Below are 16231 nucleotides of genomic sequence, written 5' to 3'. Positions count from 1 at the left end.
CCATCGGTTGTACTATACAATCGATGGTTTTTAGATTAAATTCAAAATCAAACTAAAAAAATATAAATATTAAGAACTAAATAAATAAATTTTAATATTATATATTGAGGATTTTCTATATAAAAATAGAAAGTTATTTTAATTAAAAGCTATAATAATATAAAAAAATAAGGAGGTAGGAAAGTGGCATTAAAACCTCGATTTTCTACAATTGATAAGGCTATATTAGTAGCCACAGGAAATAGTTTAGTAGTCTGTGGTAGTACTACTGCTTTAGAAGATAATACTTCAGATTTGATTAAACCAGATGGTCACACTACAAGGGATTATACACAATCAGGAAGTAGTGCTAATTTAAATATATTAAAAAATAGTACCATATTATATGCAGAACTTGTATGGTATTCTACAGTAAAAAGTAATGTTCAAGAAGCCCTAGACCTTAGAAGTATACAAGACAATCCAATAACATTTACAACACCAAAAGGAAGTTATCAAATATCACCACAATATACAGATAGTTATACATCACCATCAGGTAGTATAGATAGATATAGAGCAGCGGATGTAACAAATTATATACAAGATGCTTTATCAGGTGATTATACAGTAGCAAAAGTTCCAACAAGTTTACCAGAAATAGGACTTAGTAATTCAAGATCAGGATGGAGCTTAGCAGTAATTTATAGAAATAATTCTTTACCACCTCAAAGGATTTATTATACATCTGGAATATTTGCAGCCACTCCGGATACACCCCTACAAACATCTTTTACAGGATTTACAACTAGTTCAGAAGAAAAGGTGCTAAAAGGAAATGTATTTTTATGTTGTGCTAATGGGGAACCTTTAAATGGTCAAGAATATGTATATGCAGGGCCATCCTTTGCTCAATTAATTAATATAGGAAACCCTGTACAAAGCCCAAATCCTAATCCAGGAATTGCTCCAAACAACCCAGGTAATAGATTTTTCTCAGGTGTAATAAACGTAGCTGACCCTTTAAGTGAAAGTAATGGACTTTTAAATATAAATGGAACAAATGGACTTTTAAACAATGATGGTTTTGTGCCTACTCAAAAATTAGGAGCAAGAAACAAGTGGGATATAACTAATGTAGATATTACAAATTCATTAGTACCAAACCAAACAATGTTGGCAGGACAAATAACAGAAAGTAGCACATTGGATGGAGTACAATTAATATGTGTTGGAGCACAAGTAAATGCACAAGCTCCTGATATTACAGCAAGTTTAAATATTTATAGTGAAGATGGAGATACTGCTATAGTAGTCAGAGAAAAAATAGTTTATATAGTTACTGTTAAAAATAACGGTAGCAAAGATGCTAATAATGTATTATTGACTATGCCACTAAATTCAGCTACTTCCTTTGTAGCAAATTCAGTTCAAATAAATGGAGAAACACAAGTAGGAGCAAATATAGATAGTGGAATTAATATTAAAACTGTACCTGCAAAAGGTGCTTCAAGAGTAATATTTATTTTGACGGCTATAAGTTTACCTACAGATAACAATATATTAAAATCAACAGTAAATTATAGTTATCAATTTAGTGAAGGTCCAGAAACTATTACAAACTACGATAAAACAAATGAAGTACAAGTGAAAATTCGAGATGCTCAAATAAAAGTGACACAAACAGCTTCAAAAACTACAGCATTTATAGGAGATACTGTTACTTATACAGTTGATATAAATAACAATGGTAGTGAAATTGCAAAAGAGATATTCTTACAAGATAATAATAGTCCTAATGATTTATTCGTAGAAGGAAGCGTAAAAATAGATGGAGTAGCTTATGAAGATTTAGATCCAAGTGTTGGATTTAAACTTTCAGATTTATCAGTTGGAAATAGTACACAAGTAGTATATGACTATAAAATAAATAAACTACCTCCATCTACAAAAGTTAAAAATACAGTAGCTGTATCTTTTAAGTATCAGTTTGATGATTATGAATTTAGTAGAAAAAAAACTATATTTAGTAATACTACAACTATTCAAATTCAATATTTAGAAGTAGTAGGAGAAAGATGCAATAATAATAACTATCCGAAAGTAGGAGATATTGTAACATATACTTTAAAGTTAACTAATATAGGAAATATATCAGCACCAGATATTCAAGTAATAGAGCCACCAATACCAGGTGCTACATTTGTAGAAGGTAGTGTTAAAATAAATAATAAGATACAAGGAAACCTTAATCCATTTACAGGATTTGTACTACCAGAACCTATAAGTTCAAAACAAAGTACTACTGTTAATTATGATGTTTTAATAAACAACTTTAATCCTTCTGATTTGATAACAAACATAGCTAAAGTTCCATTTAAGTATCAAATATCACCAGGAGGAAATATAATAGAATCAGAAAAAAGTTCTAATAAAGTTGAAACAGTAGCAAACTATGTATGTATGAACATAGTTGAAAGTGTAGATAAAGCATATGCACAAGTAGGAGATACTTTATATTACAAAGTAAAAATAAATAATAGTGGTAATATAAGTGCTACAAATACTGTATTTTTATCTAATGTACAATCAGAGTCAACATTTATTGAAAATAGTGTTACTATAAATGGAATATCATACAATGGATATTACCCACAAAAAGGATTTGACCTTGGAACTATTTGTGCAGATGATGAGATAGAAGTTACTTTTGCAGTTAATGTTTTAGGTGTTCCAAACCCAAATACAATAAATAATAAATCTCAATTAGTATATAGCTATACTCCAGACCCACAAGCATCTACTTTGACAAATACTATATTAAGTAATACAGTTCAAACTATAATAAATGAAGCTAAGTATACAGTAACTAAAACTGTAGATAAGTTATATGCAAAAGTAGGCGATATATTAGTTTATACAATTAAGTTGCAAAATACAGGAACTGTGAATTTAGAAAATATTAAATTTGCAGATGAAATATCAGCATATTCAAAGTTTTATCCTAATACAGTTTATGTAAATGGAGAAAATTATAAAGACTATGATCCAGAAGTAGGATTTGATATAGGAATTTTGCATCCTAATGATACTGCTGAAGTAGCTTTTGCTGTTGAAGTTAAAAGTATTCCATCATTTAGATATATATCAAATACTGGAGAATTTACAATTAGCTACAAATTATCACCAGCTGATTATATAATAAGTAAAACTGAGCACTCTAATGAAGTAAAAACTTATATATCTTATGGAAATTTAGATGTAAATAAAACAGTAGACAAATCATATGCAACGATAGATGATACTTTAACTTATTCATTTACAGTATCAAATACAGGTAACGTTCCTATAAATAATCCTATATTTATAGATATACTTCAATCTCAAGCATCATTTATTCCTGAATCTGTAATAATAAATGGAATAACTAAACCAACATTAGATCCATCTAAAGGCTTTACACTAGGAACAATAAATGTAGGGCAGGTATTAAATATCAGCTTTAAATCAAAAGTTAATAGTTTACCAGTTCCAAATACCATCAAAAACAATTTTACAGTATCATATAGTTATTATAATGACCCAGATCAACAACCTATAACAAAAACAGCAACAAGTAATATAGTAACTACAGCAATAAATGTTTATTCAGGAAATTTAGTTAAGACAGTAGATAAATCATATGCAACAATAGGAAATACTTTAGATTATACCGTTGTAGCATATAATACAGGAACTGTAAATTTAACAAATGTTAACTTTAAAGATATAATTCCAAATGGAACTGAATTTGTACCAGGTTCAGTAGTTATGGATGGTGTAAGTAAGCCAGATTTTAATCCAAATACAGGATTTATAATAAATGATGTTTTACCTGGTGGAAATGTTGTTGTAATGTTTAAAGTAAGAATAATGAGTATTTTGCAACCTTCACAAGTTAACAATAATGCTAATATAAACTTTAAATATAGATTAAGCCCAACCGCATCTTATATTAATGAAAGTTTAACAAGTAATACAGTTACTACAAATATAATTAATATGTTAGTAACTAATACTAAGAGTGTAGACAAAGAGTATGCAACATTAGGAGAAACTTTAACTTATACTTCAATAATAGCTAATAAAGGTAACGTAGAGATAACAGATGCTAATTTTATAGATTCACTATCGAGTAATGTAACTTTTACCAAAGGAACTGTTAAAATAGGAAATATTAAATATGAAGACTATGATCCAAACATAGGATTTTCTTTAGGTACTATAACTCCAGCAAAATCTGTAAGTGTTACTTTTGATGTGGTTGTGAATAGTGTACCGAGCAATGGATATATAACGAACGAATCAATAATTAAATATCAATATAAAATAGACCCAAATGGATTAGATATACACACAAGTGCTACAAGTAACATTGTAACAACATATATAAAACTAGGAAATTTAACATTAACTAAAGCAGTTGATAGAACTATAGTTAGATTAAATAACACTATAACTTATAGATTTGTTATATCTAACACAGGTAACACTATACTCAAAAACTTATCTTTCAAAGATGAAATTCAATCACAATCATCATTTAACATAGGTTCAGTATATATAAATGATGTAAATAAGCTAAGTTACAATCCGAATAATGGATTTAGCTTAAATGACATACCAATTGGTGAAGAAACTACAATAAGCTTTACAGTAACAGTTAATACTTTGCCACAAAACAATGAGTTATTAAATAAAGCAGATGTATTATATTCTTACTATGTAGACCCTAATAAAAACCCTATAACAAAAACAGCTGCATCTAATACAACTGCAGTTCATGTTTATGATACAATAATTTCTGCAACAAAGACTGTAGATAAATCAATAGCTAAAATAGGAGATATTTTAAACTTTACTATTGATTTTAAAAATGATGGAAATATAGTTGCAGAATCAGTGATATTCGAAGATACATTAGATTCTAACTTATCATTTAACCTTGATTCAGTATATATAAATGGAACTCATCAACCAGGATATAATCCTAATAATGGATTTGTATTAAGTGATATACAACCAGATACAACAACAACTGTAACTTTTAAAGCTACAGCAATTAGTAGACAAACTAACAATATAATATATAACTTTGCAAAAATAAATTATGAGTATACCGTAGATACAGAAGTTATAACAGCATCTATTAATACAAATACTACTCAAACTTATGTTGCAGTAGGTGAGATAATTATTAATAAATCAGTAGATAAATCATATGCTACAATTGGAAATGATATATCATATACAGTAATTGTAAAAAATACTGGTTCAGTAAATGTAACTAAATTAAACTTTAAAGATTTAATACAATCATCAGCTTCTTTTAATAATGAAACAGTAGTAGTAAATGGTACACCACAAACAGAATTTAATCCTAACAATGGATTTATTTTACCAGATTTAATACCAAATCAATCTCATAAAATAACTTTTAGTGTTAAATCAAATATATTGCCACAAGATGGAGTATTAGATAATACTGCTGATGTAACATTCACTTATAAATTAACACCAAGTGATGATTCTGTTACTAAAACAACAACTTCTAACAAAGTCACAACATTTATTAAATTAGGTAAATTGACATCAACAAAACAAGTAGATAAACAATATGTAACAATAGGAAATATATTAAATTATACAATAATTATAACTAATGAAGGTAATGCTAATTGCTTTGATGTATTTTTCCAAGATATGATACAAAAGGATGCTAAATTTATTAATAAATCTGTAAAAATTAATGGAATAGCTAAGGAAGATTATGACCCGAATATAGGATTTAATTTAAGTGAAATACCTGGATATGGAACTATAACAGTTAGTTTCTCAGCAACAGTAGAAAGCTTACCAAAAGTAGATTATATTATTTATAACTATGCTATGGTAGATTATAGCTACTATATAGACCCTGATAATGCACCTATAAAAAAAGAAGCTCTAAGTAATAAAGTAAGTACAGTAATAAATGTAGGTTCATTAAATGCTACTAAGTCAGTTAGCAAAGAGTATGCCACAATAGGAGATATACTAACTTATAGAGTTGATATAGTAAATACAGGTAATGTAGTTGCTAAGAATATAAACTTTAGAGATGTAATACCAGAAGGATTGACCTTTGTAGAAGGTTCAGTAACTATAAATTCAGAACAATATCCATCTTATAACCCATATTCAAGCTTCACTCTAGGAAATATAATATCTGGTGATACTGTAGTTGTTAAATTTGAAGCTAAAGTAACTTCATTACCACAACCATCATTAGTAAGTAATAAAGCTGACATTGTTTTTGCGTACCGTATAAATCCTAGTGAGTCTGATATAATACTTGAAGTTAAATCAAATACTGTAAATACTCAAATAAATTTAGAAGTATTAAATATTACTAAGAGTGTAGATAGAGCATATGCTACTATGGATGATGAGTTAAAATATTCATTTATTTTAACTAATGATGGTAATATAGATTTAACTGATGTAATATTTACAGATGACTTACAATCAGATATTACCTTTAATAAAGGGTCTGTAATTATAAATGGAGAGCGTTACGAAGATTATAACCCAGAATTAGGATTTAGCTTGGGGACTATACCGACATTAAGCTCTGTAACAGTAAGTTTCATAGTTAAGGTTATACCTCAACCAACAAGAAACACAGTAACAAACCATGCAATAGCAACATTTTATTATAAGATAGACCCAAAAGAGCAAAATTATAGTAAATCTGTCCAATCAAACGTAGTAAATACAATTATAATAGTTCCTAGTTTGACTCAAACAAAGACAGTTGACAAATTATATGCGACAGTACAAGATACTTTAAATTATAGCGTATTGATTAAAAATACAGGTAATACATCTATATCTAAACTATTCTTTAATGACGTTTTATCAAATGGAGCAACGTTTAAATCTGGAAGTGTAGTAATAGATGGAGTAAGTTATCCAAATTACAACCCAATAGATGGATTTAATTTATCAAACAACCTTTTAGCTGGAAGCACTTCTTTAGTACAGCTACAAGCTATAGTAACTACACTACCATTACCACCTAAAGTAACAAACTATACAACATCAAATGGGGTATATAAAATAGGCCCACAAGGATTAGAATATAAAATATCTGCTACTTCAAACACTGTAACTAGTAATATAAATGTAGGTAGTTTATCAAATGTAAAATCAGTAGATAAGATGTATGCAAAAGTTAATGATACACTAACTTATACTTCTACAATAACTAATACAGGAAATATAAATGCAACAAATATAAAATTCTCCGACATATTACAATCACAATTAAGCTATGTATCAGGGACAGTAAGAATAAATAATGTATTAAATTCACAACTAGACCCAACAGTTGGATTTAAATTATCAGACTTAGGACCAGGTCAAACAGTTACAGTGATATTTGATGCTAAGATAAATTCATTACCAACACCACCATATGTAACTAATAAATCATTAACTCAATTCAGTTATAAGATAGACTCTAATTCAACTTTAATTACTAAGGACCAAATTAGTAATACTGTAACAACTAATGTAGTTTTAAGTAAAATAACTGCAGTTAAAACTGTAGGCAAACCAATAGCTACTATAGGTGATACCTTAAATTATACAGTAACACTAACAAATGTAGGTAACGTTATAACTAAGGATGTATTCTTCCAAGATACACCATCAACAGGAGTAAAATTTAAGCCAGGTAGTGTAAAAGTTAATGGAACAAGTAATGAAAAATTAGACCCAACAGCTGGATTTAGTCTTTTAGATATAGCAATAGGGGATGTTGTAATAGTAGAATTTGTTGTAGATGTAGTTTCAGTTCCACAAATAAATCAAGTAACAAATCAAGCTGTTATTACATTGAAGTATATAGTTGACCCAAAACAACCACCCTACAGTGATACAACTTATTCAAATACTGTAACAACTAATATAGCATATGGTAATTTAAGTGTAACTAAAGAAGTAAATAAACAATATGCAACTATAGGTGAAAAATTAACTTATACAATTACTATAATAAATACAGGTAATATAAATGCGACTAACACAGTATTTTTAGACCCTACTCCTCAAAATTCAGTTTTTGTTTTAGGCTCAGTAACTATAAATGGAGTGGAATATAAAGATTATAACCCATCAGCAGGATTTAGCCTAAATACCATGGTACCAGGTCAAATAATGACAGTTGTTTACCAAGTTCAAGTTATAGATTTATGCTAATATAAATATAAATATAAAAAAGCAAAGTAAAGACTGTATTAAAATAAGATGGGTAAAAATGAATTCTTTAATATATAAGCTTTTTATACAAATATCAAAAGGAGCCTAATTAGGCTCCTTAATTTAAATATTTCTTTTATAATTGTGGCTTCATCATCATTAATAGTTAAGGTATCATTATCTATTAAATTATATCTAAAAGGGATTCTTCCTCCTGGAAATAGATTTTTACTTCCTTTAGAAACTCTTCCAGAGTGAGTTCTTTCAAAAATTAGATTTCTTTCAAATTCAGAGAAACTTCCTATCATTTGAAGAAATAAAAGCCCTTGAGCTGTATTTGTGTTAAATTGTTCTGTTATAGATATAAACCCAATGTTTATATCTTGGAGATAGTCTACCATGATCATCAATTTTTTTTCCAAATGTTTCAACGATTCTATCAAATACATAAAATGCAAAAGAGACGTGTGTATCAATATAAAGGATATTATTGTAGAGAAATAAGCAAAGACTAAAGTAATAAGTTGATAAAAATAGAAAAATATAAGGGGGGGTTCACATGACAAATATCACTAGAGAAGCGATACTACATATTCCAAATAGCAATTATGGATATGGATATGACAATGAAACAATACATATTCGTATTAGAAGTAAAAAGGATGAGACTGACAAAATTACTTTAAGAATTGGAGATCCTTATGACTGGCAAGAAGGTGGAGCAGGTGGTGGGAATCTAAATGCTTGTGGTAGTAACTGGATTGGTGCAGAAAATATCTTGATGAAAAAAGAAGCACAAACTAAATATTTTGACTACTGGTTTGTACAATATAAGCCAAAGTTTAAACGTTCTAAATATGCTTTTATTTTAGAAAATAAAAAAGAGAAAATTCTTTACGGGGAAAAAGATATAGTAACTTTAGGAACTGAAAATGATGAGAAAGACTTATGTAATATGGAAAATTTTTTCTGCTTCCCATATTTAAATAATATAGATGTAGCAAATGTGCCACAGTGGGTAAAAGATACTGTTTGGTATCAAATATTTCCAGATAGATTTTCAAACGGAGATCCTAATATAAATCCAGAAAATGTTGTGCCTTGGGGAAGTGACCCTACATGGTATAACTTTACAGGTGGAGATTTACAAGGGGTTATAGATAAATTAGATTATCTAAAAGAGCTTGGAATAAATGGAATATATTTCTGCCCTATTACTGAAGGAAATTCAAATCATAGATATGATACTATTGATTATATGAAAATAGATAAATATTTAGGTGACGAAGAAACTTTAAACAAGCTTATAAAAGAAGCTCATAAAATAGATATAAAAATAATGCTAGATGCTGTATTTAACCATATAGGATATTATTCAAAGCAGTGGCAAGATGTTGTTGAAAATGGTGATAATTCAAAATATAGAAATTGGTTTTATATAAGTGATATAAATAAAATAAAAAAACCAATAGAAGAAATAGATAAAGAAAATTTAACTTATGAAACATTTGCATTTTGTAAATATATGCCAAAGCTAAATACAGAAAATCCTGATGTAATAAAACACTTAATAAATGTAGGCAAGTATTGGGTTGAAAAATTTGATATAGATGCATGGAGATTAGATGTTTCCAATGAAGTGGACCATGTATTTTGGAGACGGTTTAGACAAGAAGTAAAAGATATAAAACCAGATGTATATATATTAGGTGAAATATGGCATAATAGTCTACCTTGGTTAATGGGAGATCAATTTGATTCAGTTATGAATTATCCACTAACAGATGCTATAAATGACTTTTTTTGTACTAATAAAATAGATGCTATTGAATTTAAGTATATGATAAATGATGTTTTAGTAAGGTACCCAAAACAAATAAATGAAGTTACATTTAATTTACTAGATAGCCATGATACAAGTAGAATATTATCAATTGCAAATGGAAATAAAGATAAAGCAAAATTAGCATTTTTATTTATGTTTATTCAAGGTGGAAGCCCTTGTATTTATTATGGTGATGAAATAGGAATGGATGGAATAAATGCAAATGGATATGAAATGCAGAGAAAGTGCATGGTTTGGGATGAGCACAAACAAGATAAAGATATGTTTAAGTTTATTCAAAAACTTATAAAATTACGTAAGGAAAATAAAGAACTTAGATTAATAGATAATGAGTGGATAAAAACTTGTGAAAAAAAAGGAACTATAATAATCAAAAAAGAAGATGTAACTATAATAATAAATAATAGTGAAGAAAAATTAAATATAGCGTTGCCACAATTTTTACAAAACAAAAAAGTAATTGATTTATTTCAGGAAAAAGAAATTAAGCTAAGTAAAGAAGTAATTCTAAATGCATATGGATATCTTTTGTTTAAAGCTTAGTTAATATATCGTAATTAATTAAGCTTATAAATATAACAATGAGATGTACAGCACAAAATAAATATATAAAACAAAAATAGTAAGCTTAAATGCTTACTATTTTTGTTTTTCAGGGTAAAGGCTATAGTAAGTTAAAAGTAAGTCAACCATTTTACCATAACTAGCAGTACCTTCTTTAACACCGTTAGCTTTTAAATAAGAGTCATTAAACTCATTTGAAATTTCATCAACTTTTCCTTCGTATTTAGCCCAAAACTCTCTATTATTAATCAAATCACGTCTAACATCATCAGACATAGTTTTAGTAATAGTAACATAAGTATCATAGTCAGCTTTATAAAGTGCATTAGCGCTATGATTTAAGGCAAGTATATATCCTGAATAATTAAAATCTATATCAGGGTGATTTATAGAAGTTAAATAACCTAAAAAATTAGCTTCATCTTCACTAGCAAATCCTCGTTGATGAGCCATTTCATGAAGTGTTGTTGAAGGTATATAAATATCAGGTATAGCTACATTTACATTAGCTTCACCTGTAAATGGGAAATATATACCAGTTATACCGCTATAGCACATTAAATTAGAAGATAGTACATATTTAGGCTTGGCATAATTACCAGCAACCTGTGGTAAAATATCATCTATATTATCATAGCCTAACTGTGCTCTATTAATAATTCCTTTGTAGTTAGTATTGGCTTTCATCACATCTTTATCATCCTCTAAAACAGATTTTCGAGTTTCATTAGCTTTAGTTATTAAAAATTTATATAAGTTAGCTAAATCAGCGCTATCATGTTTAAAGGCAGATACATTTTCATTAGAATTTAAATTGTAATTATTTATAATAATAGTTTGTAGAGTAATTCTATTGTAATTTAATCCCCATAAAATTATAAATAAAAAATAAGCTATAGATAAAAAACTTAAAATATTAAGTATATAGTTTTGAAAAACAGATATCAAAAAATTTATAAAAGTACCATATCCTTTGCTATATGAACGAGGCATATTTTTAAAAATATTTATAATAATATGTATTATAAACAATAATACAGAAAAAACTATTAAATACATGGTAACTTCATATAAAGAAAAAGGAAAAACTCCACTTATTTTACTAAGCACTTGTACTGTGAATTTATTTACAGAAGAAGAGTAGTACTTGTCAATTAAATGTGGAAACTTTGAGCCTATAAAATTAAAAATCAAGGCTATAGGAAAAAGTATTAAAGAAAACAATTTGAATTTTTTTATAATAATCACCTCGCATATAATATATTTATATTATATGACAATGGAGCATTTGAGGAAAGATTATACATGTGATATAATGTAATAAATTTAAAAAAGATATTAAGAGAAAGGATATATTATGAAAAATATAACTATCAAACTTACAAGAGATAACTTTAATTTTAGATTTAAACAATATGAAGGCATGTTTTTTCACGCTGATATAAATGAAAATAATGAAGTTATTAAATATAAAATAACTAAAGATAAAGAAGGTTTAGAGCTTAAGGAATTTGGAAATACACATATAAAAGAAGGGGACATGTTATATATTCCTCAGATAGAAGCTTATATAGACTTAAAAACTGTAAAGTAAGTAATTTCAACATATTTATAAATTTAAAAGTGTATAAAATAATTATATTCCATCCGTATGCTACCGAGAAGCTCAGCTTGGTGGCATATTTTACTTTATAATACGTTCAAAAATATCGACAGTATCTCGTATTACATGTGAGAAAATATCCATAGTAGTAAATTTACCGTGACCAAGTCTATATTGTATTTCCTTGATAGTGGCACCATTTTCTAGTAGTATTGTTGCATGTGTATGTCTTAAAATATTCAATTTTATTGTCTATAAAACTCACCATATTTCATGTAATTATTTAAGAAAGTCATGGAAAAAGCTAGTTTTAGATATTATAAAAAATAATTTTAGCGATATAAGAACTAAAAGATTGACTAATAGCTTATATAAAACAGGCATCAAAATATATAGGTAGATATCTAGCAAGACCAGCTATTCCTGAATATAGAATAACTGACTATGATGGCAAAATTGTTACATTTTGGTATGAAAATAAGAAACTTAAAAAGAAAATAACCGTAACACTAGATGTTTTAGAATTTATAGGCAAGTTAACACAACATATACTTCCGAAGGGGTTTAGAGTTGTACGGAGATATGGATTATATTCAAGAGTAAAAAATAAACTTAGTATAGAAATAATAAAGTTATATAATTTCATAAAGCAAAGAAAAATATATGAAATAATTAAAAAGCAGAAGACAAATAAAATGAGTTTTAAAGAAAGGCTAATAGAAACATTTGGAGTTAATCCTTTTAAATGTACTAAGGATATGATTTTATAGGAAGTTTGGCATAATAAGTATGGAACGATATATAATGCACTAGATAGAACAAATTGTAGAGATAAGTTTAAATACAAAAAAACTGACAACCGTTAGGTGTAAGTTAAGGTGGACTATTTTATAGGTTATTTTTTTATGGTGATTTGCAAACACCTCGACATTTACGTAGTTAGTATTAAGTGGTATTATATGTACTGGGTTACAAAATGTAAGGTCATAGGTAAATTTTGTATAAAACTTAATAACTGGAACAAAATTAAATATAAAAATATAGTTATAATTATGTTTTAGGCTTCATATTTTCCACTAAGAAAGCGTTTAAAATGTTTTTTAAATATTCATATCTGTATTTCTTAAAATAGCATTTAAAAGGTGATTTCTAGCAAAAATAATGTGTACATGAGGAGGGCATTTATGATAGAGAAAAATAATAATAAATATAAAAAGGATGTCCTGAGGTTAGCTACATTTATAGGGCAATTAATGCTTAGTAATGGAGCAGAAACTTATAGAGTAGACGATACTGTAAAAAGAATTTGTAAATCTAGAGGATTCTCTCATATAAATGTATTCATGGCTCCTAATACAATTATAGTATCTGATGATAGATTTGATGGATACACATTTATGAAAGTAATAGAAAATAGATGTATAAATTTAAATAAAATAGATTTATTAAATGATTTTTCAAGGGAATTTGTTAGTCATACAGATATATTAATAGATGATGCCATAGAAGCGTTAAAAAATTTAGAAGATAAACCACCACATACACAAAAGGCTATAAACATATGGACAGCAATAGGTTCTTCTAGTTTTGCTGTATTAGTTGGAGGGGATAATGTATTAACGTTTATGCTAACGCTTATAACATCAGTAATAGCTATGATTACATATGATAAGGCGAAAAAAATAAGTAATATACCTGTTTTTGCAACGCTAGTTGCATCTATAACAATAGGAATTTGTGGTATAGGGCTTGTAGAGATTGGAATATTAGATACACCAAAGATGTTAATAGTAGGGTCTATAATGCCACTTTTACCAGGAGTACCATTTATAAAAGCAATAAGAGATTTAGTATCAGGAGAATTAATGTCAGGGATAGGACGAGCAATTGATGCAGGAATTATTGCTACAGCCATTGCAGTTGGTGTTGGTATGACAATGAATACGTATATAAAATGGGGAGGCTTATTATAGTGATTTTGATGCCAATATATATACATATGACATTTTCATATTTAGCAGCAGTTGGTTTTGCAGTATTTTTAAATTCCCCCAAAAAAACACTATATGTATCTGGTGTAGTAGGAATGATATCATGGACTATATATATACTTTTAATGAGGATTAATTTTGATATGCTAACTGCAAATTTTATAGCAGCATCTGTTGCAGCACTATTATGCGAAATATTAGCAAGAAAGATGAAAAAACCTACTATATTGTTTGTAGTACCTGGCATAATAACTTTGATTCCAGGTCTTGGGTTATATAATACAATGTATTACGTTATAGAAGGAGATTTCCAATCATCATTTACTACAGGGGCAAATGTTCTTTTGGCAAGTGGTTCTATAGCTCTTGGTGTTATCGTAGTTTCTTCTTTATTTAGGACATATTATAAAAATTCCTAAGATTTTATAAAAATTTAAATGCATTTTACACTTGTTAAAAAGGATAAACCGTTAAGTGGAGGGAAGGATTTAATATATTTAAATGTAATAATGGAGGGTACACAAGAAATTAAAAATGATAAAATTAACTATAAAATAGAAATACAAGGTAATGATAGTTTCACGACTTTAGCTGAAAATATAAATAATATAAGCGAAGGATTAGATAACGCAATAGATGAAAAACTAAAAAGTGAGCTTATAACAAATGTAAGCCATGATTTAAAAACTCCTTTAACAGCTATAATAAATTATGTTGGCTTAATAAAAAAAGAAGAAAATATACAACCGCAGTATTTAAATGACTATGTAAATATACTGATAATAAATCAAAAAGATTAGAAGTGCTAATAGAAGATTTATTTGAGGCTAGTAAAGCTAGTAGTGGCAATATAAGTCTTGATATTGAAAAGCTAAATTTAAGTCAATTATTAAAACAAAGCATAGGCGAAAATGAAGAAAAATTAGCAAAGACTAAGCTGGATTTACAAATAAATTTACCAAAAGAACCTATATACATAAACTATGATGGAAAAAGAATGTATAGAGTATTTGAAAATCTATTAAATAACATTGCTAAATATTCTTTAGAAAATACTAGAGTTTATATAGAAATTAAAGAAAAAGGCGAGAATATATATGTTTATATGAAAAATATATCGTCTTATCAATTGAATTTTGAATCTGATGAAATAACAGAAAGATTTAAAAGAGAAGACTTATCAAGAAATAATGAAGGAAGTGGATTAGGATTTGCTATAGCCAAGGATTTAGTAGAACTTCAAAATGGTGAGTTTGAAATACAAATAGATGCAGACCTTTTCAAAGTAGAGTTAGTGTTTATTAAAGCTTAGTAAAAATATATATGTAGAGTAATTATTTGATACTAAAATTAATAATATTTTTATCTGTAAAAATTATTATGTGTCAACATTTTTATCGATTGATGATATTGAATTAATAAGAAGAGTTATGAACCAAAATTAAAGGCAGAGAAATCTGTCTTTTTTATGAAAAGTATATCTCAGATAGAAGCTTATATAGACTTAAAAACTGTAAAATAAAAATATACCAGGAAAATAACCTGGTATATTTTTATATAAACATTTTATAAACAAGTAGTATTATAAAAAGAACAAGTGCAATCTTAAAAATAAAACCTGATACAGCTTGTAGAACTTTTATAGAAAGTCCTACAACAACTATCAACATAACAATTTTAAAAATTAAATCTATCTCCATTAAATGCCCTCCTAAGCTAAATAGTAGTAGTATTACATATTTTTAACAAAATCATACTAATAGAAGTACGCTTATTAAAGGAATTGTAATAATTGAAAATAACGTTGTAAAAAATACAGCCTGAGAAGCCAAAGTCACATTAGTATCACACGTATTAGCCATTATAACAGTATTAGCAGCAGCAGGCATAGATGATATTACAATTGGTATAGATAACAGTAAACTATCGTGTATTCTGCCTTTAAATAACAAATAAATAGCAATT

Annotated in this window: 13 protein-coding genes; 8 read left to right on the top strand and 5 right to left on the bottom strand. The window is 27.5% G+C overall.

The genetic code is table 11. The annotated features are described in order from the left end of the window. The first annotated feature begins 183 nt into the window (after window positions 1-183). Window positions 184-8262 (top strand): hypothetical protein, encoded by an 8079-nt coding sequence (locus AC11VW_RS06355; RefSeq protein ID WP_484300558.1) that lies wholly within the window; start codon window positions 184-186, stop codon window positions 8260-8262. Window positions 8263-8345: 83 nt separating this feature from the next. Here AC11VW_RS06355 and AC11VW_RS06350 read toward each other — a convergent pair whose 3' ends face one another. Further along, window positions 8346-8669 (bottom strand): recombinase family protein, encoded by a 324-nt coding sequence (locus AC11VW_RS06350; RefSeq protein WP_484300557.1) that lies wholly within the window; start codon window positions 8667-8669, stop codon window positions 8346-8348. Between the two features lie 152 nt (window positions 8670-8821). Here AC11VW_RS06350 and AC11VW_RS06345 point away from each other — a divergent pair, with 152 nt between their 5' ends. After that, window positions 8822-10651 (top strand): glycoside hydrolase family 13 protein, encoded by a 1830-nt coding sequence (locus tag AC11VW_RS06345; RefSeq protein ID WP_484300556.1) that lies wholly within the window; start codon window positions 8822-8824, stop codon window positions 10649-10651. Window positions 10652-10747: 96 nt separating this feature from the next. Here AC11VW_RS06345 and AC11VW_RS06340 read toward each other — a convergent pair whose 3' ends face one another. Next, entirely contained in the window at window positions 10748-11782 is a 1035-nt protein-coding gene (locus AC11VW_RS06340; protein WP_484300585.1) for a DUF3810 domain-containing protein, read from the bottom strand. 256 nt (window positions 11783-12038) lie between these two features. Here AC11VW_RS06340 and AC11VW_RS06335 point away from each other — a divergent pair, with 256 nt between their 5' ends. Beyond that, window positions 12039-12266: a hypothetical protein gene (locus AC11VW_RS06335; RefSeq protein WP_484300584.1), complete on the top strand. Its 228-nt coding sequence runs from the start codon at window positions 12039-12041 to the stop codon at window positions 12264-12266. 90 nt (window positions 12267-12356) lie between these two features. Here AC11VW_RS06335 and AC11VW_RS06330 read toward each other — a convergent pair whose 3' ends face one another. Beyond that, a complete protein-coding gene (locus AC11VW_RS06330) occupies window positions 12357-12518 on the bottom strand; it encodes a tyrosine-type recombinase/integrase (RefSeq protein WP_484300555.1) in 162 nt (53 codons plus the stop codon). A gap of 119 nt (window positions 12519-12637) precedes the next feature. Here AC11VW_RS06330 and AC11VW_RS06325 point away from each other — a divergent pair, with 119 nt between their 5' ends. The 5 genes from AC11VW_RS06325 (at window position 12638) to AC11VW_RS06305 (ending at window position 15578) form a co-directional block, all read left to right on the top strand. Continuing rightward, window positions 12638-13045 carry a transposase gene (locus AC11VW_RS06325; RefSeq protein ID WP_484300583.1) on the top strand — a complete coding sequence of 136 codons (408 nt, stop codon included), beginning with the start codon at window positions 12638-12640 and terminating at the stop codon, window positions 13043-13045. 414 nt (window positions 13046-13459) lie between these two features. Further along, a complete protein-coding gene (locus AC11VW_RS06320; RefSeq protein ID WP_484300554.1) occupies window positions 13460-14248 on the top strand; it encodes a threonine/serine exporter family protein in 789 nt (262 codons plus the stop codon). An 8-nt stretch (window positions 14249-14256) separates the two neighbouring features. Further along, window positions 14257-14685 (top strand): threonine/serine exporter family protein, encoded by a 429-nt coding sequence (locus AC11VW_RS06315; RefSeq protein WP_484300582.1) that lies wholly within the window; start codon window positions 14257-14259, stop codon window positions 14683-14685. Window positions 14686-14703: 18 nt separating this feature from the next. After that, window positions 14704-15066 (top strand): histidine kinase dimerization/phospho-acceptor domain-containing protein, encoded by a 363-nt coding sequence (locus tag AC11VW_RS06310; protein WP_484300553.1) that lies wholly within the window; start codon window positions 14704-14706, stop codon window positions 15064-15066. A gap of 2 nt (window positions 15067-15068) precedes the next feature. After that, window positions 15069-15578, top strand: coding sequence for an ATP-binding protein (locus AC11VW_RS06305; protein WP_484300552.1), 510 nt, complete (start codon window positions 15069-15071; stop codon window positions 15576-15578). Between the two features lie 241 nt (window positions 15579-15819). On the opposite strand, the gene AC11VW_RS06300 is transcribed toward AC11VW_RS06305, so the two are convergent. Continuing rightward, complete coding sequence (locus AC11VW_RS06300; RefSeq protein ID WP_484300551.1) at window positions 15820-15966, bottom strand: hypothetical protein; 147 nt, start codon at window positions 15964-15966, stop codon at window positions 15820-15822. Between the two features lie 51 nt (window positions 15967-16017). Then, window positions 16018-16231, bottom strand: a 214-nt coding sequence (locus tag AC11VW_RS06295) for an AEC family transporter (RefSeq protein WP_484300550.1), incomplete at its 5' end; no start/stop codon positions are given.

The sequence above is a fragment of the Romboutsia sp. genome (assembly GCF_056995035.1).
The sequence above is the reverse complement of the archived record's forward strand: the minus strand, read 5'-3'. Positions and strand labels throughout refer to the sequence as shown.

What these genes read in the sequence shown, in the direction of transcription:
- AC11VW_RS06315 (WP_484300582.1), top strand. Translation starts at nt 14,257, where the DNA reads ATGCCAATATATATACATATGACATTTTCATATTTAGCAGCAGTTGGT.
- AC11VW_RS06350 (WP_484300557.1), bottom strand. Translation starts at nt 8,669, where the DNA reads ATGATCATGGTAGACTATCTCCAAGATATAAACATTGGGTTTATATCT.
- AC11VW_RS06320 (WP_484300554.1), top strand. Translation starts at nt 13,460, where the DNA reads ATGATAGAGAAAAATAATAATAAATATAAAAAGGATGTCCTGAGGTTA.
- AC11VW_RS06300 (WP_484300551.1), bottom strand. Translation starts at nt 15,966, where the DNA reads ATGGAGATAGATTTAATTTTTAAAATTGTTATGTTGATAGTTGTTGTA.
- AC11VW_RS06345 (WP_484300556.1), top strand. Translation starts at nt 8,822, where the DNA reads ATGACAAATATCACTAGAGAAGCGATACTACATATTCCAAATAGCAAT.
- AC11VW_RS06310 (WP_484300553.1), top strand. Translation starts at nt 14,704, where the DNA reads ATGCATTTTACACTTGTTAAAAAGGATAAACCGTTAAGTGGAGGGAAG.